Raw genomic sequence first — 22796 nt, forward strand, 5'->3', positions numbered from 1 at the left:
GACTCACTTGATCCCCGTGGTGGCGATGCCGCGGATCAGGAAGCGCTGGCCGAAGAGGAACACGAAGAACACGGGCAGCAGCGACACGATCGACATCGCGAACATGGACCCCCAGTTGCTCTCCCCCTGCGAGTCGACGAACAGCCGCAGGGCCACGGGCACCGTCATCATGTCGGTGTCGGTGAGATAGATCAGGGCGCTGAAGAACTGGTTCCAGGTGCCGATGAAGGTGAAGATCGCCGTCGTCGCCAGGGCCGGGGTCATGAGCGGAAGAATGATGCGGAGGAAGATCCGGGCATGGCCCGCGCCGTCGATCCGCGCCGCCTCGTCCAGCTCCTTGGGGAGCCCTCGGATGAACTGCACCATGAGGAAGATGAAGAAGGAGTCGGTCGCCAGCATGTTCGGGCCGACCAGCGGCCAGAACGTGTTCACCATGCCGAGCTGCGAGAACAGCACGTACTGCGGCACCAGCGTGACGTGGCCCGGGAGCATGATCGTGATGAGCATGATCGCGAACAGGAGCGTCTTGGCCGAGAACCGCATCCGCGCGAACGCGTACGCCGCCATCGAGCACGAGACGAGCGTGCCGAGGACGGACCCGAGGACGACGATCGCCGAGTTGAGCATGTAGCGACCGAAGGGATGCGTGAGCGCGTTCCAGCCGTCGGGGTAGTGGGACAGGTCGACGTCGCTCAACCACAGGCCCGGCTGGCTGAAGATCAGGTCGTCCGGCCGCAGGGACGAGACGACCATCCACAGCAGCGGGTAGATCATCACGGCGCCCGTGACGATCAGCACGAGATGCTTGGCCAGGCTCTTCAGGGGGCGGCGGGGTACGTGCCGCCGGCGGCCGCCGGGCGGCACGGGCTCCTGCGCGGCCGGGACGGCGTCGACTTCTCTCTGAATGGTCTCAGTCATCGTAGTAGACCCAATACTTGGACGCGATAAAGTTCACGGCGGTCAGAGCACCGACGATGAGGACGAGCAGCCACGCCATCGCCGACGCGTATCCCATCTCGAAGTCCTTGAACCCCGTGTTGTAGAGATACATCGTGTAGAAGAGCGTCGAGTCGGACGGCCCGCCGATCCCTCCCGAGATGATGAACGCCTGGGTGAAGGACTGGAATGCGCCGATCGTCTGCAGCACGATGTTGAAGAAGATGATCGGCGTCAGCATCGGCATGGTGATGCGCCAGAACTGCTTGGCCTTGGTGGCGCCGTCGACCGCGGCGGCCTCGTAGTACATCGTCGGGATCTGTCGCAGCCCGGCCAAGAAGATGATCATGGGCGAGCCGAACGTCCACACGTGCAGCAGGATGATCGTGCCGAGCGCGGTGTCCGGGCTGGAGATCCAGCCCATCCCCTCGATGCCGAGGAGGCCGAGCACCTGGTTGACCAGGCCGGTGGTGCCGAAGATCTGCCGCCACAGGATGGCGATCGCCACGGACCCGCCCAGCAGGGACGGCAGGTAGAAGACGGAGCGGTAGAACGACAGCCCGCGCATCCCCCGGTTGAGGACCACGGCGATGAAGAGGGCGACCACGAGCTGGAGCGGCACGCCCACCACGACGTAGGTGAGGGTCACGCGCAGCGACTGGTGGAGGCGGTCGTCGGTCAGCATCCGGAGGTAGTTCTCCAGGCCGACCCAGTTCGGGTCCTCGAGCAGGTTGTAGTCGGTGAACGACAGGTAGAACGACGCGATCATCGGGCCCGCCGTGATGACGACCAGCCCCAGGAGCCACGGGAGCAGGAAGACGAGCGCCGCCTTGTTGTCCCGTCGCGCGGCCTTCCGCTCGCGGGGGTCGAGCGGACGCCGACCTCCCTTCAGCTTCGAGAGCTCGGTGATCGCGCTCATCCGCGCGACACCGCTCTCGTACGGGGCGAGCTCGCTCCCGCCGGAGCTATGGAACGATTCATCGCGGACCTCCCTTGGCCACGGACTGCTGCGCAGCTTCGCGCAACTTTTGGGGTAACCGTTGACCACAGTATCGAACTCTCCGTAGTCTGGGAAGCGCCTTCCCACTCGCCGACACCGACCGTCGCGAGCTACCTCGGGACGGGCTGCTCGTACAGGGAGGTACGAACCCCATGCTCAGACACCACTTCCGGACCGTTGCCACGATGGCCTCTGCGGGCCTCGTCGTGCTGACGACGACCGCAGGCTGCGCCGTCGACCAGCCGGGTACCGACGCCGCTCCGTACGACCCCGACGAGAAGGTCACGATCACTTTCGCCTGGTGGGGCGGCGAGGAGCGCAACCAGATCACCAAGACGGCGATCGAGGGGTTCGAGGAGGACCACCCGAACATCACCGTCGAGACGCAGAGCAGCGACTTCGGCAGCTACTGGGACATGCTCGCGACGCAGGTGGCGGGCGGCGACGCGCCCGACCTGATCACGATGGGCGGGTCCTACCCGAGCGAGTACGCCGGGCGCGGGGCCCTGCTGGACCTGGCCACGGTGTCCGACTACCTCGACACCTCCAAGGTGCCCGCGGACACGCTCAAGATCGGCGAGATCGAGGGCAAGCAGTACACCGTCCCGTCCGGCGTCAACGCCCTGGCGACCTTCCTCAACCCGGCCGTCTTCGAGGCAGCCGGCGTCGAGCTCCCGGACACGTCGACCTGGACGTGGGACGACTTCGCCGAGATCACGCAGCAGCTGTCCGAGAAGAGCCCGAAGGGCACGTTCGGCACGGTGCCGTTCGCCAACTCGTCGATGCTGGACGCCTGGGCGCACCAGCACGGCGAGGCCATCTTCGCCGAGGACGGCACCGTGGGCGTGAGCCCCGAGACCGTCTCCGCGTGGTTCCAGCTCTGGCTGGACTCCCAGAAGAACGGCGCCACCCCGGAGGCCAGCATCTTCGTGGAGGACTCGACCGCGGTGCCCGAGCAGTCCCTGTTCGGTACCGGCAGGTCCGGGATCACCTTCGCCTGGAGCAACTTCAAGGTCGACGCGCTCGGCGACGCCGTCGTCGAGGCGAACCTGCCCGGGGAGGCCGAGGCGCGCGGCAACCGCGTCGGTTCCACGATGGAGTACGCCATCACCTCCAAGACCGAGCACCCCGAGGCCGCGGCGATGCTGCTCGACTACCTCGTCAACGACACGCGCGTCGTCGACGAGGTCGGCACGGACCGCGGTGTCCCGGCGAACGAGGACGTGCGCGAGCACCTGCGCGGCAGCCTCAGCACCGTGCAGCAGAAGGAGGTCGACCTCATCGACGAGATCACCGCGTCCGACGCCGGCGCGCGGATGCCCGCCCCCGAGGGCGCCAGCAGCACCGGGGACATCTTCACCCGCCTGATGCAGGACGTGCTCTTCGAGCGGACGACCCCGGACGACGCCGCCGAGCAGTTCATCTCCGAGGTCGAAGGCTCCCTGAAGTGACCGCCCCCGGCGTCGTCCTCGTCGGCGGCCACGGCTACGCGACCCGTCACCTGGAGCACCTGCGGAGCGCGGAGCGCTCCGGAGAGGCCCGGCTGCTCGGTGTCGCGGACCCCCGACCGCCCGAGGACGACGCCGGCGGCGTCCCCTGGTTCGACTCGCTCGACGACCTGCTCGACGCGGGCGTCGCGCCCCAGGTGGTGGTGGTCTCGACGCCGCCCCACACCCACGCACCCCTCGCGCTGCGCGCGATGGCAGCCGGCGCGGATGTCTACGTCGAGAAGCCGCCGGTCTCCTCCTGGGCGCAGTTCGTCGCGCTCGAGGAGGCCGCCCGGGACTCCGGCCGCGTGGTGCAGGTCGGGTTCCAGAGCCTGGGTTCCGAGGCTCTCGGCATCATCGACCGCAGTGTCCGGTCCGGGGAGATCGGCGACGTGCTCGCCGTGGGCGCCGTCGGGACGTGGTCGCGCACCGTCGGCTACTACGACCGGTCCCCGTGGGCGGGCCGGCGCGTCCTCGACGGCGTCGACGTGGTGGACGGCGTGGCGACCAACCCGCTCGCGCACGCCGTCGTCACGGCGCTGCGCCTGGCCGGGGCCCGGCGCGCCGAGGACGTGCTCGACGTCGACGCCGACCTCTATCACGCGCACACGATCGACAGCGACGACACGTCGCTCATCCGCGTGCGCACGACGAGCGGCGTCGCCGTGACCCTCGGCCTGACGCTGTGCGCGCAGGAGCAGACCGCGCCGACCATCCGCGTGCGCGGCACCCTCGGCACGATCGAGCTGAGCTATACCACCGACGAGATCACGGTGGACGGCGTCGACGGACGGCGCACCCTCACCGCGGGCCGCGCGCACCTGCTCGACGACCTGCTGACGCACCGCGCGACCGGCGCGGACCTGCTCAGCCCCCTGGCCGACTCCGGCGCCTTCATGCGCGTGCTCGAGGCCGTGCGCGTGGCCGACCCGCCCCGGCAGATCCCCCCGGAGGCCGTGACGTGGACGGGCACGGGGCGCGACCGCCGTCCCGTGGTGCACGACGTCGACGCGCTCCTGGCGCGGGCGGTCACCGCGCAGGCGACGCTCGCCGAGCTCGGCGTGCCCTGGGCGAGGACGCGGCCCGCCCGCGACGTGCTCGACGTCGGCGGCATGCCCGTGGCCGAGCTCCGCGACGGCTCGGACGTGGCGCCGACGCTCTCCCCACGGCCCTACCTGCACCCGGTCTCCACCCTCGGCGGCGTGGTCACGACCGACCATCTGCCCGCCGACCATGCCTGGCACCTCGGCGCCGGGCTGGCGATCCAGGACGTGGACGGCACGAACCTCTGGGGCGGCCGCACCTACACCGCCGAGGACCGCGCCTATGTCTGGCGCGACGACCACGGCCGCGTCCGGCTCGACCACCACGCGCGACAGGACGGCGTCGCCGACCAGGTCCTCACCTGGTGCGCCCCGTCGGGCGCTCCCCTGCTGACCGAGCGCCGCCGGTGGGAGGCGTCGCCCGCGCGCGACGGCTGGTGGCTGGACCTGTCGACCGAGCTCCGCAGCGCGACCGGCTCCCCCGTCCCGCTCGGCGGCCCCGGCAGCAACGGTCGGGCCGGCGGCGGCTACGGCGGGTTCTTCTGGCGGGTCGCGCCCTGCACCGACGTCCACGTCCGGACCGCGGAGGCCGACGGCGAGCAGGCCGTGCACGGCACCACGTCGTCGTGGCTGGCCTGGACCGCCGAGTTCGCGTCGGGCACCGCCACGCTCGTCTTCGTCACCGTGCACGACGACGACACCGACCCGTGGTTCGTCCGCTCCGCCGGCTACCCCGGCGTCGGGCTCGCGCTCGCGTGGGACCGCCGCACGACCGCGCCCGTGGACGAGCCCCTGCGGCGGCGCGTCCGCGTGCTCGTCGCCGATGGCGTCCTCGACGACGACCGGGTCGCCCGGCTCGCCGCCGACGCCCTGGCGGGCGACCTCGCGCCCGCACCGCTCGCCGCCCGTCACGCCTGAAGGGGCACCACCTTGCACCCGTCGTCCCCCGTCGACCGCCGAGCGCTCGTACGCCGGCACACCGTCGAGCAGACCACCCTGGACCCGCGCAGCCCGGTGACCGTCGGCAACGGCGAGTTCGCCGTCACCGTGGACCTCACGGGGCTGCAGTCGCTGCCGGCCGAGTACCCCGTGCACAAGCGGGGCCACGAGCCCGACCGGGAGGTGCCTGGCACCCTGCTGGGCACGCAGTCGCAGTGGGCCTGGCACTCCATCGCGGGCGAGCGCGAGTACTCGCTGGAGGAGACCACCCGCCGGTACGAGGTCGACGGACGACTCGTCCCGTACGTCGAGGAGAGCCGCCGGGGCACCCCGGGGTACGACGCCAACCGGTGGTTCCGGGCCAACCCGCACCGTCTGGACCTCGGCCGCATCGGCTTCGTCGCCACCCCGGTCCACGGAGCCGACGGGGACGAGGGCGACGACGACGGCGACGGCCTCGTCGCGCTGCGCCCGACCGACCTCACGGACACCCGGCAGGTGCTCGACCTCTGGACGGGCACGGTGGACAGCTCGTTCTCCCACCGCGGTGCGCCGGTCCAGGTCCGCACCGCCGTCCACCCGACCCGGGACCGGGTGGGCGTCACCGTCCGCTCCGCCCTGGCCGCCGGCCTCGCGATCGCCGTCGACTTCCCGTACGGCTCGTCGGACTGGCACAACGCGGCCGACTGGGACTCCCCCGACGCGCACTCGACGACCGTCACCGCGGCGCCGGGCGGGTGGCTCGTAGAGCGCCGCCTCGACGACTCGGCGTACCGCGTGCACGTCGCCGCCACCGGCGCCGAGCTGTCGCACGTCGAGCCGCACCGCGTCGTGCTGCGGCCGACGTCGGACGTCGTGGACGCCGTCCTGGAGTTCACCACCGACGGCAGGGGCGACATGGTGCTGCTGCCCGGCCGGGCCGGGCACGAGGACACGGCCCCGGAGGCGGGCGACGCGCAGGAGGTGCTCCGGGCCTCGGGCGAGCACTGGCAGCGGTTCTGGGAGTCCGGCGCCGCCGTCCAGCTCGCCGGGTCCGCCGACCCGCGGGCCAGCGAGCTCGAACGACGGGTGGTGCTGTCGCAGTACGTCACCGCCGTGAACTGCGCGGGGTCCCTGCCGCCCCAGGAGACCGGGCTGGTGTGCAACTCCTGGCGGGGCAAGTTCCACCTCGAGATGCACTGGTGGCACGCCGCGCACTTCCCGATGTGGGGGCGCCCGGAGCTGCTGCGGCCCAGCCTCGGGTGGTACCGGCACGCGCTGCCGCTGGCCCGGGCCACGGCGCAGGACCAGGGGTACGCGGGGGCCCGCTGGCCCAAGCAGCTCGGCTCCGTGCTGCGCGAGACGCCGAGCTCGATCGGCGTCCACCTCGTGTGGCAGCAGCCCCACGTCGTCTATATGTCCGAGCTCGTCCACCGGGTCACCGGCGACGACGCGTTCCTGCGCGAGCAGGCCGAGGTCGTCTTCGCGTCGGCGGAGTTCATGGCCGCCTTCGCGCAGGAGGGCCCCGACGGGTTCACGCTCGGCCCCCCGCTCGTGCCCGCGCAGGAGAGCTACGCCGGAGTCCGGGACCGCATGTCGAACCCGCCGTTCGAGCTGGCGTACTGGCGCTGGGCCCTGCGCACCGCCAACGCGTGGCGCGAGCGGCTGGGCCTGCCCGTGCAGGAGCGGTGGGCCGAGGTCGCCGAGGGCATGGTCGCGCCGCACGTGCGCGACGGCGTCTACACCGGCGTCGACGTCGAGCCCTACACGATCCGGGCCGACCACCCGTCGGTGCTCGGCGCGCTGGGCATCGTCCCGGACGTCGGCCTCGTGGACCCCGCCGTCATGCGGGCCACCTACCAGGACGTGCTGCGCGACTGGGACTGGGGCTCCACCTGGGGCTGGGACTACCCCATGATGGCGATGACCGCGACGCGCCTCGGTGAACCCGGGTGGGCGGTCGACGCGCTCATGGACACGACGGGCAAGAACGTCGTGCTCCCGAACGGGCACAACCACCAGACGGAGTCCCTGCCCCTGTACCTGCCGGGCAACGGTGGCCTGCTCTCCGCCGTCGCGCTGATGGCGCGCACCCACCTCGACGGCGGGGCGGGGTTCCCGTCCGACTGGGACGTCCAGCTGGAGGGGTTCCCCGCCACGGTCTGACCGCCGCGCGGTCAGACCGTGGCGGGTCACCTCACGGCGCCCCCGGCAGCGTGCGGACCCGCACCGGCGCGGATGGCTCCGACGTGCCGGCCGCGTTCACGGCCACCACCCGGTACGTGTACGCGGTGCCGGGCTCGGCGGTCCGGTCGTAGGTCGTGTGGACCTTCGCGACGCCGACCTCCTGGGGCTCGCCGCCCGCCTCGGACCGCAGGACGCGGTACTCCGACGCGCCCCCGCCCGACGTCCAGATCAGCCCCGTGAACGTGGCGCCCTGGAGCCCCACGCGCAGGTCGGTGGGCGCCGCGGGCACGGGCAGCTCAACGGTGACGGGCTCGCTCCGCTCCGACTCGCCGAGCTCGTTGACCGCGGTGACGGCGTAGTCGTAGGACGCCACCGAGGAGCCGATCGTGTCGTCGGTGTACCGCGGGTCGGTGGTGGTGCCGACGCGGGCGAACGCCCCCTCGCCGTCCCGGCGGTACACCTGGTAGGACTCCGCCCCGGGCACGGGCTCCCAGCCCAGCGTGAACGCGGCGGCCGACACCTCCGTGGCCTGCACCTGCTCCGGCGCCCTGGCCGGGTCCAACGGGCCCCCCGTCGCGGCGGCGACCTCGGAGGAGGGCTCCGACTCGCCGCCCGGCGAGACCGTCGTGACGGCGTAGCGGTATGTCGACGACGGCTCCGCGGTGTCGTCGGTGAACCCCGGCTCGGCCACGTGACCGAGCAGCTCGAGGTCCCCGCCCTCGGCCGGCGCCCGGTAGACCCCGTACGCGGTCGCGCCGTCCACGCCCGACCACCCGAGGTCGACCGAGTAGCTCCGCTCGGCGGTGACGTCGAGGTCTCCGGGCGCGGGCGCCGTCGTCGACCCCGAGGTGACCAGCGCACGCGCGTCGGCGGACGCCGCGGAGGCCCCGCCCGGCCCGACCGCGGTCACCTGGTACCGGTACGGGACCCCGGCCTCGACGTCGGCGTCGCGGAACGTCGTGTCCGTGGTGGTGGCGACGATCCGCATCTCGCGCTCGGACGACGACGCACGAGCCACCAGGTAGGCGGTCGCGCCGGCGGACCCCGCCCAGGAGACCGCCACGTCCGTGTCGCCGGTGGCCCCCGCGGGTTCCGCACGGACCTCGCCCGGCGCGTCGGCCACGGGCTCGCTGTCGCCCGGCACCGGGTCCACGGCGACGAAGTAGTTGAGGACCGTGCCGCCCGCGTTGGCGCCGGTCACCACGTGCGACCCGGCGGGGAGCCGCGCCTTGAAGAGGTTCCACGACCCGCCGTGGTCGTCGGCGACCGTGCGGTCCGTCGCCTCGTAGCCCTCGGTCAGCCAGGCCGGACGCGGCGAGATGCGCGAGTCGTGCGCGACCCAGACCTCCGCGTCCACGGGGAGGTAGAAGGAGAGCAGGTCGTCGTTCGTGGCGCCGCGCGACTCGACGGCCGACCGCACCCACTCGAGCCCCTGGATCTCGGCGGGCACCGACGTGAACCGGTAGGCCTTGCTGCCGGTCATCCGGTCTCCGGCGACGTAGTCCCCGACCTGCAGGTTCTGCTCGATCGACCACAGCGCGGCGTTGGCGGCGCCGTTGCTGCTCGAGTCGGTGACGACGGCGCTGCGGATCGCGTCGCCGTCCAGCGGCGCGGCCGGGGCGGCCTCCGGGACCTCCGGCGCCGGGGGCTCGAACGGCTCGCCCGACCACGACACCGGCTCCATCGGGTAGCCCTTCGGGAAGCCCGGCGCCGCGAGCTCGTTGAGGTACTCCTCGAGGTTGGTGTACCGGTCGCCGTCGTCGTCGCCGTTGCGGTCCGCCGGGTCGGCCGGGTCGAGGCCACGCGCCCGCTCCCAGTCGTCGGCCATGCCGTCCCGGTCGACGTCGGTCGCCGGGGTGCCCTCGTCGAGCTCCGGGTAGCCCCCGACGTCCGACTCGTGCCCGATGATCGCGCCGGTCTGGTGCCGCACCTCGTCGACGACCCGCGCGTCCACGGCGTCGCGCGCGACCGAGGCGCCGGCGTGGTCGAGCGTCAGGCCGAGCGCCCGGCGGGGGTTCTGCGTGTGCACCGGTGGGTACTCGAACCGTTCTGGCACCCGGACCGCCGGGCGGGCGGCCTCGATCATCCCCGAGCCGGTGTTCCTGCCGTTCAGCACCCCGTCCCGGTTGCTGTCGATCCGGTTGTCGTCGAGGAAGACCTGGTAGTTCTCGTTGCCCCGCACGACCGCCTCGGTGGGGTTCGCGGAGTTCACTCCGGCGACGAAGTAGTTGCCCACCACGTTGCCGTACCCCTTGGTGCCGGACTCGCCGCCGGCCACGTAGGGGAAGTCGCCCCAGTTGTAGACGACGTTGTTCACGAAGTCCATGACGCCCTTGGTCTTCGGGTTCCGGTCGTTGTTGTGGGCGTAGAGGTTGTGGTGCATCGAGATCGTGTTCATCTCGACCAGGCCGCCCATGGAGTGGGTCAGCCTGCCCTCCGACATGATCGACCACTGCACCGTGATGTTCTTCGACCTCGGGTCGTCGTAGTCCTTGCTCTTGATCGAGAGGACCTCGTCACCCGCCCAGGAGAACGACGAGTGGTCGATGATGACGTTCTGGGTGTCCTCGAGGTACATCGCGTCGTCGGTGGACCCCGAGCCCAGCCGGAACCGCATGTGGCGGATGACGATGTCGCTGCTGTCGACGAACCGGACCGTGTTGCCCTGGATCGTCACGCCGTCGCCCGGCGCGGTCTGGCCGGCGATCGTGATCCCCTTCTTGCCGCGCACGACGATCTGCGGGACGGTCACGTCGCCGGCGATCTCGAAGACGATCGTGCGGGGCACGTCGCCCGCCGTGGTGAGCGCGTCGTGGAAGGTGCCCGGGCCCGTCAGCTCCTTGCTCGTGACGTGGTACACCTCGCCGCCGCGTCCGCCGGTGGCCGCGTACCCGAATCCTTCCGCCCCGGGGAACGCCGGGAGTGCGTCGTAGCCCGCCGACGCCGGGGCCGCGGGGACCGCGACGGCCGTCAGAGCCGCCGCCAACCCGGCGAGCCATGCCACTCCTGATCGCGCTGCAGACCGTCGTGCCCTCATCGTCCGTACCTCTCTGTACGTGCGCAATATTATGGGAATGCGGTTTCCTGAACGTAGCGCCCGGGGCCAGGCGCGTCAACAGGAACGGTGGGTTCGGGCGGCGCGGCACGGTGCCGGGCCTCGGCACGGCGGCCTCGGACCGCGGGCGGCCAGCGGGGGAACGACGCGCGTCAGAGGCCGGGCGTCGTCGACCCGCGCGGCACGAGCTCGCACGGCATCGCGACGACCCCCGGCTCGAGGCCGCGGCCCGTGACCGCGTCATGGAGCCGCCGCGCCGCCGCGCGCCCCATCGCCTCCAGCTTCATGTCGACGCTCGTGATGCTCGGGTCGGAGTTCCAGACCAGCGGGCCGAAGTTCTCGTACCCGACGACCGCGACGTCCTCCGGCACGCGCACGGACGCACGCCGCAGCTGGTCGATGACGCCGAGCGCGATGGCGTCGGAGTCGCACACCACGGCGTCGACGTCGTGGCTCTCGAGGATGCGGTGCATGGCCGAACGGCCCCACAGTGCGGTCCGCGGGCCGTCGGCGAGCTCGGCGACGAGCCGGATCCCCAGCGCCTCCGCCCCCTGGGCGACCCCGGTCTTGCGGTCGGCGGCCACCCGGTACTGCGGCCGGCCGCTGATGTGCGCGACGCGGGTCCGCCCGAGCGCGGCGAGGTGCTCGATCTGGAGGCGCCCGCCCTGCGCGTCGTCCACGACCAACGACGTGTCCTGCGGGTTCCGGGACCGGCTGTGCACGTAGACGACCGGGACGGCGAGGTCCTCGCCCACCGGTTCACGCTCCTCGGTGCGCCCGCCCACGACGATCAGTCCGTCGACCCGGCGGTCCAGCAGGGCGTTGAGCTGGTGGCGCTCGCGCAGGCCGTCGCCGCGCGCGTTGCAGAGGTGCACGAAGGACGAGTACGAGCTCAGCCCGTCCTCGAGGCCGTCGAGGACGGGCAGCGAGAACCGGGACTCCAGGTCGGCAGCGAGCACGCCCACGGACGTGACCGGCTGCCGGCCCGGTCCGCTGCTGGCGACGAACCCCAGCTCGCGTGCGCTGTCGAGGATCCTCCGGCGGGTGGCGGCGCTGATCCGACCCCGCCCGTTGATGGCCTTCGACGCGGTCGACATCGACACGCCCGCGGCCTCGGCCACGTCCGCCAGCCTCGCACGGTGTCTGCGCACGCCAGCGCTCCCTTTCGTCCACGCGCCACGAAGATGCGAGCTCTCGCCTCGCTGTGGACCTGACCGTACTGCACACGGCCAGGCCCAGCGCCCCGGCCGAGGACGCCGCGACCGGGAACACCAGCGACCGCTTGCGCGTTATGTCACAAGATTCACCCGCACCCATGAGGAGCACTCTTGCGACGCATCCCCCGAAAGGTCGAGGTCGAGCACGAGCCGGGGAAGTTCACCCGCTACCTCCGGCACGACAACGGCGAAGGCTTCGTCTCGCCGCACGCCACCGTCCACCCCGATGCCACCATCCGGCCCGGCGCCTACGTCGAGGCCGGCGCCCGCGTGGGCGCCCACGCCAAGGTGGGCCGGTTCAGCTGGGTCGACGTCGACGCCGTCGTCGGGCGCGGCGCCCGCGTGGACGAGAACGTGCACGTCGGCATGCGCGGCGTCGTCGGCGACGACGCCCGCGTCGGCTCCGGCAGCCGACTCGGCACCGACAGCCGCGTCCCCGCGGGCGTGGTCGTCCCGCCCGACGCGATCGTCCCCGACGGCGAGACCGCCCACGGCACGCGCCGCCGCGGGGACTTCGGCACCGCGGCCTGACGCCACCCCCGCCCCACCTGGGCGGACGCCGTTCCCGCGCCGCGCGCTCGGGGGCCGGGCGCGGGATGATGCACGGGACCGACCCGAGGAGTGCCGTGCCGGACCACGTTCCCGAGACCGCCGAGACCGCAGAGACCGCACGACACCCGGGTGACGGCGTGCTACGGCTGGGCCGGATCGGGTGGGCCGTCGTCGGCATCGCCGCCGCCGCCGTCGTCGTCTACGCCGCGGTGTCCGCGATCAGCGGCCTCGCCGTCCCCCTGGTGGTCGCGGCCGTCCTGGGGGTGCTGCTCCACCCCCTGGTGGACCGCCTCGAGAGGCTCGGGCTGCGCCGCGGCCTCGGCTCCCTCGCCGTCCTGGTCGCGCTCATCGGCGTCCTCGGCCTCGCCGTCTGGGTGACGGCCGACGGCGTCGTCGACCAGTCGGCCGAGATCACCGACCGGCTGGGCAGCGGGCTCGACGCGCTCCAGCAGCAGCTCGCCGGCACGACCCTCGACCTGTCCGGGGTCGACCTGAGCGAGACCACGAGCTCCCTCGCGGGCGGCGTCGCCACCCTGTTCGGGAGTGTGTTCTCCAGCGCGGCGGCGTTCGTCGTCGGCACGTTCGTCGCCGTCTTCTTCCTCTTCTACGTGATGGCCGACTGGCCCCGCATCGAGGAGTTCGCGAGGCACCACGCGTCCGTCCGGGGCACGCCCGGGCGCGTCGTCGTCGACGAGGCCACGACCACGCTGCGCCGCTACTTCGGCGCGCTCACGTCGTCGAGCCTCGTCACGGCGGTGCTCATCGGGATCGCCGCGATCCTGCTCGACGTGCCGCTCGCGTTCTCGATCGCTCTCGTCACGTTCGTGACCTCGTACATCCCCTACCTCGGGGCGATCTTCTCCGGCGCCTTCGCCGTGCTCATCGCGCTCGGCTCGCAGGGCCCCACCGCGGCCCTGGTCCTGCTCGGCGTGATCCTCGTGGTGCAGAACGTGGTGCAGACGCTGATGCTCACCAAGCTGTCGTCCGACCAGCTCCGGCTGCACCCGATCGTCAACCTCGGGTCGACGATCGTCGGCGCTCTGCTCGCCGGCCTGCTCGGCGCGATGCTGTCGGCGCCCGTCACCGTCATGGTCCGCGACGTCCTCGGTCACGCGCGCAGGGCGGACGTGGCCGAGGACGTCACGCAGGGCTGACCCCCGGTCAGGGCGTCGTCTGCTTGCGGCCGCCCATCCCGGCGACGATGGACACGCCGATGGCGGCGAGGACGATCTGGAAGAGCAGCTCGATCCAGTCGATGCCGCCCGTGTCGCTCACATCGAAGAGGCTCGCGACCCAGGTGCCGAGCAGCGCCGCGATGATCCCGACGATGATCGTCACGATGATGGAGATGTTCTGCCTGCCTCGGACCACCAGGCGTCCGAGGGCCCCGATGATCGCGCCGATGATGATCGCGGTGATGATGCCAGTTGCGGTCACGGTACTGCTCCCTCCTCGACGACGGCGCACGGTCGCGCTTACCTCGAACCTACGGCGGACTCCCGCTGCACGCGCCCGGAATGCCGACGGCGCCGGCCCTGTGACCAGGGTCGGCGCCGTCGGTGCGTCCGTCAGTGCTGGTGCCGGCGACGCACCCCCACGAGGATGATCCCGCCGGCGACCAGCAGGACGGCGAGGCCGACCCACAAGGCGATGTCCGCGCCCGTCGTGGGCAACCAGCCGCCCCCGCCGGTGTCACCGTCGTCGCCCGGATCGATCGGCGGCGGGACGGCGTCGAACGTGTTCGTCACCGTGACCGACGCCGCCTCCGCCGCGACGGTGACCGCGCCCGGGTCGCCGTCCCCCACGCTCGAGACCGTGGACGACGCCGCGCCCCCGTCGTCCGTCTCCGTCACGACGCACTCCGCGCCGATCGGCAGCCCGGCGTACGTGACGGTGTCGCCCGCCGCGATCTCGCGCGCCGCGCCACCCGGGATCTCGATGTCCTCGCCCTGGAACGTGCAGGCGAGGGTCACCTCGAACGGCCCGACGTCATAGGCGTCGCCCTCGAAGTCGACCACCTTGTCCACGGCGAGCGACCCGACGTCGAACGTGTTGGTCACCGTGACCACCGCCGGATCGGCGTCCGCGCCCGGCACGACGACCTGGCCCGGCTCGCCGTCCTCGACGGCCGTCGACACGGTCGACGACGTCGCTCCCGCGGCGTCCGTCTCCGTCACGACGCACTCGGCGCCGATCGGAAGACCGTCGTAGGCGGCCGGCTCGTCCGGCGTCACCGTGCGGGTGGCCCCGCCGATGTCGCCCGAGTCCATGTCGATCGGCGTGCCCTCGAACGTGCACGCCGCGCTGACCTCGTACGGGCCGGCGGCGAAGGATGCGCCGTCACCGTCCACGGCCTTCTCGACGGTGAACTCACCGACGTCGTAGGTGTTGGTCACCGCGGCCTCGTTCGGGGCCGTGATCGTCGCCTCCCCGTCGATGGTCACGGGGTTCGGGTCGATGGTCGTCGACGTCGCGCCGCCGACCTCCGTCTCCGTGATGGTGCACTCGTCATCGTGCTGGAGCCCGAAGTAGAGCGCGGGCACGCCCGGACCGAACCGTCGTTCCGGCCCGCCGGGGATCGTGCCCACCGGGGCGCCCTGGTTGTCCGTGCACTCCAGGGTGACCGAGTACGGCAGCTCCTGGTAGGCGGCGCCCACCTGGTCCACGTAGTCGTTCACCTGGTCGAGCAGGGCGGCGATCTCTTCCGGGTCGGTGGGCAGCGGGTCCGGGAGCTCCGGGAGCCCGGGCAGGTCCGGCATCGCCGGCGCGAACGCCGCGCCGTCGCCGTCCACCGTCTTGCGCACCACCAGCGGCGCGGTGAGGAACGTGTTCTCCGCCGTGACCGTCACCGACGTCGGGTCGCCCCCGTCGTTGGGCGGGACGACGACGCCGTCCACCGTGGTGCCGTCGACCGCGTCGCCGCCGTCCACGGACATCGTGGTCGACGAGGCGCCGAAGTCGTTCGTCTCGATGACGGAGCACTCCGCACCGACCGGCAGCCCGTCGTAGACCGCGGGCTCGCCAGGCGTGAACGTCCGGACGCCGCCGCCCGGGATCTCGATCGGGTCGCCCTGGTACGTGCACTCCAGGGTGACCTCGAACGGACCCGGACCATAGAGGGCACCCAGACCGGCGAGCTCCTTGTCCACCTCGATCGTGCCGACGTCGAACCGGTTGGTCACGGTGACTGCGACCGGGTCGCCGTCCGCTGCAGGGACGATGACCGTCTCCGGGTCGATGGTGACGTCGGCGGCTCCGTAGTCCGCTGTCTCCGTGACGGTGCACTCTGCGCCGACAGGCAGGCCCGAGTAGGTCACCGTGCCGCCCGGCTCGACGGTGCGGGTCGCGCCGCCGATGGTGCCGGAGCCCATGTCGATCTCTGCACCCTCGAAGGTGCACGCGGCCTCGACGGTGAACGGACCGACGCCGAAGTCCGCGCCGTCGCCGACGACGTCCTTCGTCACCGTGAACTGACCGAGGTCGTAGGTGTTGGTGACGTCCACCGCGATGCTCGTCTCGGTGCCGTCCTCACCCCCGACCACGACGTTCTCCGGCTCGATCGTCACCGACGTCGCCTGGTTCTGGTCGCTCTCCGTCACGGTGCACTCGGCGCCGATCGGCAGGTCTTCGTAGGTGACGGTGTCGCCGGCGTTGAGCGTCTGCGTCGCACCGGGTTCGGGGATCTCGACTTCCTGCCCGTTGAACGTGCAGGCCAGGGTGACCTCGTACGGCCCCTGCGCGTAGGCCGCGCCGTCGCCGTCCACCGCCTTGTCGACCGCGATCTCGCCGACGTCGAAGGTATTGGTGGCGGTGACCTCGACCGGGTCGGTCGAGCCGTCCTCGCCGCCGACCGTGACGGTGCTCGGCGAGACGTCGCTCGACGTCGCGCCGCCGTCGTCGGTCTCCGTGATGTCACACTCCGCGCCGATCGGGATGCCGGCGAAGGTCACAGTCTCGCCCCCGACGAAGGTCTGTGACGCGGGGTCGATCGCGACCTCGTCGCCCTCGTACGTGCAGGCGATCTCGACAGTGAACGGACCGGCGCCGTACAGCTCGGCCCCCTCGCCCGTCACGACCTTGTCCACCGCGACCGACCCGAGGTCGAACGTGTTGGTAGCCGTCACCTCGGCCGTCTCGTCAGCACCGACCGTCACCGGGTTCGGGGTGACGACGGTGTCCGTCGCCCCGCCGTCGTCCGTCTCGGTGATGTCGCAGACCGCCCCCGCGGGAAGGTCGTCGATCGTCAGCACCAGCGGGTCGTCGCCGCCGAGGCTCACGGAGTCGTCGTAGACCGTCCGTGGTTCCAGCGGGCCGTCGCCGTCGTCGTCGTACGTGCACACGACGTCGAAGGTGAACGGGCCGTCGCCGAACTCGTCGGCACCGTCACCGTCCACGACCTTGGTGAGCTCGATCGAGCCGACGTCGTAGACGTTGCTCAGGGTGACGTCGTTCGTGGACTCCCCCAGGACGTCGGGCTCCAGGGTGAGGTCCGCCGACGGGCCGTCCGTGACGACGGGGTCCTGGCCTGCCTGCGCGACCGTGATGGACACCGACGACGCGTTGCCCGTGCCGGTCTCGGTCACGGTGCACTCGGAGCCGACGGGCAGCCCGTCGAGGGTCACCGTCTCGCCGTCCTCGAGCGCGACCACCATCGGGTCGTCCGGCCCATAGCCCTCGGCGTAGACGTCCTCACCGAGGAACGTGCACTCCACCGTGGCCTCGAAGGGGCCGAACGGCACCGGCTCGCCGTCCTGGTCCACCGCGTCGGTCACGACCTCCTTCGAGATGTCGATGCTCGCCAGGTCGTACACGTTGACCGCCGTGAGCTCGGTGACGTCCGGCGATTCACCGATGGTGACGCTGCCGACGATCAGCTCGGTCTGCCCGGCGGCCGGGTCCTCCGTGACGGTGCATTCCGCGCCGTACGGAAGGTTCGGCACCGTCACGGGAGTTCCTGGCGTGACGGTGATGGGAATCGGGTCGAGCTCCGTCTCCACCCACGACCCGACGGCCGAGGTGCACTCGACCGTGAGGTCGAACGAGTCCGGGGCGTACTCGGCCCCCTCGCCCGTGACCACCTTGTTCACCTCGAGCGGGCCGGTCGCCGTGGCGACGCCCACCTTGACGCCCTCGGTGGGCAGCAGGTTGAACTCGCCCTGGTTCGAGACGACGACGCCGGACGCCGCGGCGGAGTTCCAGGCGATCGACCGGTCACCGGCCTCCGGAGCCACCGGCGGCGTGGTCGAGGTTGCCTCGAGCGCGATGAACTGCCCGGGCTGGAACAGGTCGTCCTCGGGGAACGTGATGACGTTCTTGATGGCCGTGATCGACTCGAGCACCTCGTCGCTGAGGTCGGGCGTGAGGGGCGCCCAGCCTCCGGCATCCGGGTCCGTGGAGCAGATCGGCTCGTTCTGGGGGTCCTGGATGTCGTCGCCGCAGTAGTCGTCGACCGTCGTGTAGAAATACTCGACCTCGCTGCCGGCGGGGGCGTTGACGACCCGCGGCAGCGGGTCGTCGGTGAAGATCGGCGTCCACTGCGACCCGCGCTGGGTCGTCGAGGTCGGCAGGGACCCGGTGTCCCCCGGCGTCGGGAACCGGTCGTACAGGACCACCTTGTTCATCGGCAGGTTGCCGACGTTGTCCACCCGGACACGCCACGTCTCGTCGTGCCCCGGCGCGATGACCGGGGTGCAGGGGTAGGCGTAGAAACCGGCGGCGTTCGTCTCGCACTCGGTGATCGGGCCGGTGTAGTCCGGGTCGATCATCACGTCGAGCTCGTCGTCGTCGGTCGCCTTGACGAACTTCTGCTGCTGCAGCACGGCGGTGCCGGTCGGGGTGACGTCGGCATCCGCCTCGCAGGCGCCGGTCTCCTCGTTCAGCCGCGGCGAGCACTCGTCCCACGGCCGGTCACCGGTGACGCCCGCCGTGTTCTCCACCAGCGTCTGCGGCTCGATCGCGAACCGGAAGTTGACCTGCACCGTGATGGTGTAGCTCTGCCCCACCTCGAGCACCGACCCCTCGGGGAAGCTGAACCCGAGGCTCTCGATGTCGCCCGTCTGGTCGACCGTCACCTGGGCGGCGTCGGTCGGCAGGTCGGGCGTGCTGGTGTCGGGGTCGTCCACGCCGCCCAGCGCGTAGCTGAAGGGCTCGTCGGCGTCCTCGGCCAGCGTGAGCTGCGGGCCCTCGTCGTCCACCGGCATGGCGTCGGTCACCACCGGGTCGATGATGGGCCGGTCGCCGGTGTTGGTGAACGTGATGTTCATCGGGAACGTCGCGTCGGGGGCCTGGGTGCTGCCGCTGGGCGTGCCGGCGAAGTCCTTCTCGATCGTCACGCCGTTGGTGGCGTGCTGGTAGAGGATCGACGACTCGGCCTCGTCCGTGCCCGAGACGGGCACCAGGTCGCCGGACTCCGGGTCCACCACGAGGTCGGCGCCGGTCGTGCTGCCCTGCACGGAGTTGCTCGCGACGCCCGGGGCGGACTCGCCCGGGGCCACCGGGTTGCCCGCCAGGTCGTGCTGCACCTCGCCCCCGGAACGCATCTCGTCGCGGCGCAGGATCTGGATCGGCACCGACTGGGTCGGGGTGGCCGGGTTCTCCCAGATGGCGCCGTCCGCGCGGGTGAAGGTGAAGCGCAGGCCCTGGACGTCCGCCGGTTCCACACCGTCGGGGAGCGTGAAGGAGCTCGACGGGGTCCCCTCGACCCAGGCGCCGCCGGTCACCGTCACCGGGTCGGGCGAGTCCGGCTCGCCGACGAAGGTGCCACCGGTGAAGACATCCACCTGCACCTGGTCGATCGGGTTCACCAGGCCGGCGCTCGGGTCGAAGCCGACGAAGTCGTACTGGTTCCAGAACTGAGGGTCGTCGTCCGTCAGCACCATCTCGACGCTGCGCGACGGGCCGAGCGGCTGCCCCGTGAGCGTCATGACCACGGGGGTGTCACCGTCCGGGCCCACGCCGTTGTTCGGCTCGACGATCGTGTCGGGGTCGAACGACTTGCCCACCTCGAGCGCGATCGCGGCGTCCTGCAGGACCATGTTCGCGTCGTCGAACGCCTGGCGGACGTCGCCGCCCGTGCCGCCCGGGTCGTCGAGCGTCGCGACGGCGCCGTTCGGCACCGGGCTGTAGTCCGCGACCGTGATCGGGGCGTCCGTGTACCGGTCGGTCTCGCGCAGCTGGAGGGTGAGGTCCATCGTGCCGGCCGCGCCGGGCTCGACGAGGCCGTCGTAGGCGACCTCGACACCGACGACCTGGGCCAGCACGTCGGGGCCGAGGGCCTCGGCCTCCGCCTCGGTGAAGGTCGCGGTCTCGCCGGCTTCGTTCGTCAGCGTGACCGTCGTCGTCTCGGTGCCCGCGGGCGGGGAGAGCTCGATCGCCGTCAGGGTGAAGGCGTCGAACGGCGGGGTGCCGGGTGCCGTCTGCACGTCGTCGGAGTCCACGGCGCCCGGGTCCGCGAGCCGCAGCTCCTCGATCTTCGCGGCCGAGTTGTTGGTGCCCGTCACCGTCACCGTGGTCGACGGGTAGAACTCGTTCGGGGTGCCGGGCGGCGGCACCGAGAGCGGGCCGCCGGTCCACTCCTTGTCCACGGTGACGTTGAGCGGCACGTCGAGGATCTCGGCGGTGTCCGCGTCGGCGTCCGTGAACTCCTCGCCGTCGTACGTCGCCGTGCCCTCCGCGGTGTCGTTGACGACGCCCGCGGTGTCCGTGTTGTACATGGTCCCGGAGGTCGCGCCGAGCACCGCCTCGGTCGGGGCGCTGCGCTTGAAGTCGCGCACCTGGAACGTGAGGTCCAGGTGGCGGCCGTCGTCCTGCGTGGACCGCGCGACGCCGTCGCCCGCCGCCGGTGCGGTCGGGTCGGTCGGGTTCGCGGACCGCGACGGGGACTCGGTGTACGTGAGCCGCACCGAGGTGGCCGACTCCTGTTCCTCCGCGGTCAGCGTGTAGCCGGGGAACGTGCCGTCACAGGCCTCCGGGCAGGGGTCCCCCGATGCCTCGACCCAGGCCCCGTCGACGAACAGCTCGACGCTCTCGACCTGGTCGTACGGGATCATCGGGTCGACCGACGCGTCGATCGGGTCCACGCTCACCAGGTTGAAGGCGTCGTAGAACGAGTCCGCGATCGCCGTGGTCTCGGGGTTCTCGATGTCCGAGATGACCATCGGGTCCACGCCCGAGAAGCCGCCGGTGGACCAGGTGATCTGCGCGGTCACCTGGTCGTCGGTGCGGGCCCGGACCGTCGCCGGGTCCCCGAGCATCGTCTTGTCGATGAAGTCGCCCGGCCCCTCGCCGTCCACGGGGAACGGGTCGACCGTGTCGCAGCCCTCGACCGGTTCGGTCGGGTCGACGGTGTCGGCCGACGCCGCGGAGTAGCCGCAGTTCTCGATGGGGTCGTCGCGGTCGGTGGGCCCGGTGTAGTCGGCGGTGAAGTTCGGCTGGAACTCCGTGCCCGGCGGGAAGCCGTCGTCGGACGTGAAGACGAACTGGACGCCCTCGGCTCCCGCGGGCAGGTCGCAGTTCACCGTGGCGGGGCCGTCGGTCGGGCCGCAGCCGGGCGCCGGCTCCCAGGAGTCGCCGTCCCAGTAGTTCACCGTGAGGGTCGCGTTCGCGGGCACGTCCGTGCTCCGCACGCCGGTGGCCGCGAAGTTCTCCCAGAACTCGCCGGGGTTCGCCGGGTCGACCGGCTCCTGGACGACGAAGGTGTTCGCCTCGGTCGTCGACCCGTCGGGTCCGAAGGGCAGGAGCTGGCTCGGCAGCTGCACCACGACGCTCTGCCCCGGCACGGCCGGGATCGTCGACGGCGTGACGATCTTCTCGATGTCGGTCGCGAGCCGGTCGACGAGCGTGACGAGCTCGGCGTCGGCGGTGGCCGGCTCGGCGCTCGGCACGTCCGCCTCGATCTCGTTGGGGTGCGAGACGTTGTCCGGGGTCTGGTCGGGATCGGTGTCCGCGGTGAAGGGGACGGTCGCCGCCCCGCCGTTGACGATGTTCCCGGTGTACTCGATGGTGAACCCGACCACCTCGCAGCCCACGGGAGGGTCAGGCAGCGTGTTCGCCGTCGTGGTGCTGTCGCTCGGCGTCGAGCCGTCGGCGCAGGTGAAGGTGACCGTGGCCTCGGTGGCGCCCGTGGGCCACACCACCCCGGCGCCCGCCCCGTCGGTGCCCCACCCGGTGAAGGTGATCGGGTCCTCGCCCTCGAACGGGCTGTCGGTCCCCGGCGCGGGCTCGATGATCGTCATCGTGTCCACGGGCGTGCCGGTGTTGGTGGCGCCCAGGGTGACGGTCGTCGGGTCGCCCGCGCTCACCTCGGCCGGGCTGAAGGTCTTGGACGCGGTGACGCTGGTGTTCGGCGGCGTGATGACGTAGGTGTCGCTGTCCGTCGTGGGCTCGGACTCTGCGTCGTCGAGCGTCACGTACGACGACGTGTCGTTGGTGACGGTGGTCGGGTCGTTGAGCTCGGTGACCGCCTCGCTCTGCTGCACGTCCACCGGGATCGTCGCGGTGGCCCCGGGCTGGATGTCGCCGCTGAACGTGTAGCGCACGCCCTGCACCGTGGTGGGGTCGACGGTGTCGTCCAGGGGCTCCCACGAGTCGCCGTCCCAGTACTCCTCCTCCACCGTGTCCGCGTTCGGCGGCAGCGTGATGTCGCCGGTGCCCGAGTACTCGAGGTAGGTGAAGGGGTTCGGGTCGGCGGTCGGGTCCACCGGGTCCTGCACGACAAGGGTGTCGACGGCGGCGTTGGAGGTGTTGGTGCCCTCGAGCGTCATCGTCGCCGGGGTGCCCGGCTCGGCGAGCGCGCCCTCCGGCTCGATCGTCTTGGCCGTGTCCGAGTCGAGCTCGAGCTCGACGACCGGGGTGATCTCCACGTCGTCCGAGACCGGCTCGGCGTTGTCGGCGTCGACCGTCGCCGTGTTGGGGATCGGGACGCCGTTCTGGCTGTACGGCAGGTCGGGGTCCACCTGGGCGGTGACGGTGACGAGCGCCTGCTGCCCGTTGGGCACCGAGGGGTTCGTGTACGTCACCGTGTTGCCGTCGGTCGTGACCTCGCCGCCGCCGCTGCTCACCGTGGCGCTGACGAGGATCAGCTCGTCGGGCAGCTCGTCGGTCATCACCGCGTTCACGCACGGGTCGAGGTTCGGGTCGGAGCAGGAGATCTGGATCGAGTAGGTCACGTTCTGCCCGGGCTCGTACGGCCCCGGCCCGCTGGTGACCTGCTTCTGGATCCCCCACTCCGCGGCGGACGCCGTCGTCGCCGGGATGACCGCCCCGGCGAGCGCGAGCGCGAATACGCCCAGCACGGACGCGCCGCGACGCACCCGCCGTCGTGCTCGCTGCTGCAGCGCCTTGTGGCGCTGCCGTGCTCCCGAAGTCCTGCGACCGTTCACCATCAGTGCCCCTCCACACATC

General features: G+C 71.7%; 11 protein-coding genes. 5 read left to right on the plus strand and 6 right to left on the minus strand.

The annotated features are described in order from the left end of the window. Nucleotides 1-3: 3 nt before the first annotated feature. Together B5Y66_RS09400 and B5Y66_RS09405 are read right to left on the minus strand one after the other, a co-directional pair. Nucleotides 4-774, minus strand: a complete 771-nt coding sequence (locus B5Y66_RS09400) for a carbohydrate ABC transporter permease (protein WP_407656383.1) — start codon at nucleotides 772-774, stop codon at nucleotides 4-6. A gap of 136 nt (nucleotides 775-910) precedes the next feature. Further along, a complete protein-coding gene (locus B5Y66_RS09405; RefSeq protein ID WP_079573801.1) occupies nucleotides 911-1855 on the minus strand; it encodes a carbohydrate ABC transporter permease in 945 nt (314 codons plus the stop codon). 266 nt (nucleotides 1856-2121) lie between these two features. On the opposite strand from B5Y66_RS09405, the gene B5Y66_RS09410 reads away from it, so the two are divergent. From B5Y66_RS09410 to B5Y66_RS09420, 3 genes are read left to right on the plus strand one after another with little or no spacing between them, the layout of a single operon-like run. After that, nucleotides 2122-3387, plus strand: coding sequence for an ABC transporter substrate-binding protein (locus B5Y66_RS09410; RefSeq protein ID WP_176168832.1), 1266 nt, complete (start codon nucleotides 2122-2124; stop codon nucleotides 3385-3387). Then, nucleotides 3384-5384 carry a DUF6807 family protein gene (locus B5Y66_RS09415; RefSeq protein WP_079573805.1) on the plus strand — a complete coding sequence of 667 codons (2001 nt, stop codon included), beginning with the start codon at nucleotides 3384-3386 and terminating at the stop codon, nucleotides 5382-5384. The genes B5Y66_RS09410 and B5Y66_RS09415 overlap by 4 nt, the downstream gene beginning before the upstream one ends. A gap of 12 nt (nucleotides 5385-5396) precedes the next feature. Further along, the gene (locus B5Y66_RS09420) at nucleotides 5397-7550 is read left to right on the plus strand and encodes a hypothetical protein (RefSeq protein ID WP_079573807.1); all 2154 of its coding nucleotides are present in this window, start codon (nucleotides 5397-5399) and stop codon (nucleotides 7548-7550) included. A 31-nt stretch (nucleotides 7551-7581) separates the two neighbouring features. Here B5Y66_RS09420 and B5Y66_RS09425 read toward each other — a convergent pair whose 3' ends face one another. After that, a complete protein-coding gene (locus tag B5Y66_RS09425; RefSeq protein WP_217700767.1) occupies nucleotides 7582-10575 on the minus strand; it encodes a fibronectin type III domain-containing protein in 2994 nt (997 codons plus the stop codon). A 203-nt stretch (nucleotides 10576-10778) separates the two neighbouring features. Continuing rightward, a complete protein-coding gene (locus B5Y66_RS09430) occupies nucleotides 10779-11777 on the minus strand; it encodes a LacI family DNA-binding transcriptional regulator (RefSeq protein WP_139820816.1) in 999 nt (332 codons plus the stop codon). A 177-nt stretch (nucleotides 11778-11954) separates the two neighbouring features. Between B5Y66_RS09430 and B5Y66_RS09435 the strand changes: the two genes are divergently transcribed. Together B5Y66_RS09435 and B5Y66_RS09440 are read left to right on the plus strand one after the other, a co-directional pair. Continuing rightward, nucleotides 11955-12374: a hypothetical protein gene (locus tag B5Y66_RS09435; RefSeq protein ID WP_079573811.1), complete on the plus strand. Its 420-nt coding sequence runs from the start codon at nucleotides 11955-11957 to the stop codon at nucleotides 12372-12374. 95 nt (nucleotides 12375-12469) lie between these two features. Continuing rightward, a complete protein-coding gene (locus tag B5Y66_RS09440) occupies nucleotides 12470-13549 on the plus strand; it encodes an AI-2E family transporter (RefSeq protein WP_176168833.1) in 1080 nt (359 codons plus the stop codon). 7 nt (nucleotides 13550-13556) lie between these two features. Here B5Y66_RS09440 and B5Y66_RS09445 read toward each other — a convergent pair whose 3' ends face one another. Together B5Y66_RS09445 and B5Y66_RS09450 are read right to left on the minus strand one after the other, a co-directional pair. After that, nucleotides 13557-13832, minus strand: coding sequence for a transglycosylase (locus B5Y66_RS09445; protein ID WP_079573815.1), 276 nt, complete (start codon nucleotides 13830-13832; stop codon nucleotides 13557-13559). A 131-nt stretch (nucleotides 13833-13963) separates the two neighbouring features. Next, nucleotides 13964-22777 carry a DUF5979 domain-containing protein gene (locus B5Y66_RS09450; RefSeq protein ID WP_139820817.1) on the minus strand — a complete coding sequence of 2938 codons (8814 nt, stop codon included), beginning with the start codon at nucleotides 22775-22777 and terminating at the stop codon, nucleotides 13964-13966. Nucleotides 22778-22796 lie beyond the last annotated feature (19 nt).

The organism is Krasilnikoviella flava, assembly GCF_900167525.1.
Lineage (GTDB): Bacteria > Actinomycetota > Actinomycetes > Actinomycetales > Cellulomonadaceae > Isoptericola > Isoptericola flavus.

Coding starts and splice junctions, on each gene's coding strand:
- B5Y66_RS09400 (WP_407656383.1), bottom strand. CDS start 774: ATGATCTACCCGCTGCTGTGGATGGTCGTCTCGTCCCTGCGGCCGGAC.
- B5Y66_RS09405 (WP_079573801.1), bottom strand. CDS start 1,855: ATGAGCGCGATCACCGAGCTCTCGAAGCTGAAGGGAGGTCGGCGTCCG.
- B5Y66_RS09410 (WP_176168832.1), top strand. CDS start 2,122: ATGGCCTCTGCGGGCCTCGTCGTGCTGACGACGACCGCAGGCTGCGCC.
- B5Y66_RS09450 (WP_139820817.1), bottom strand. CDS start 22,777: ATGGTGAACGGTCGCAGGACTTCGGGAGCACGGCAGCGCCACAAGGCG.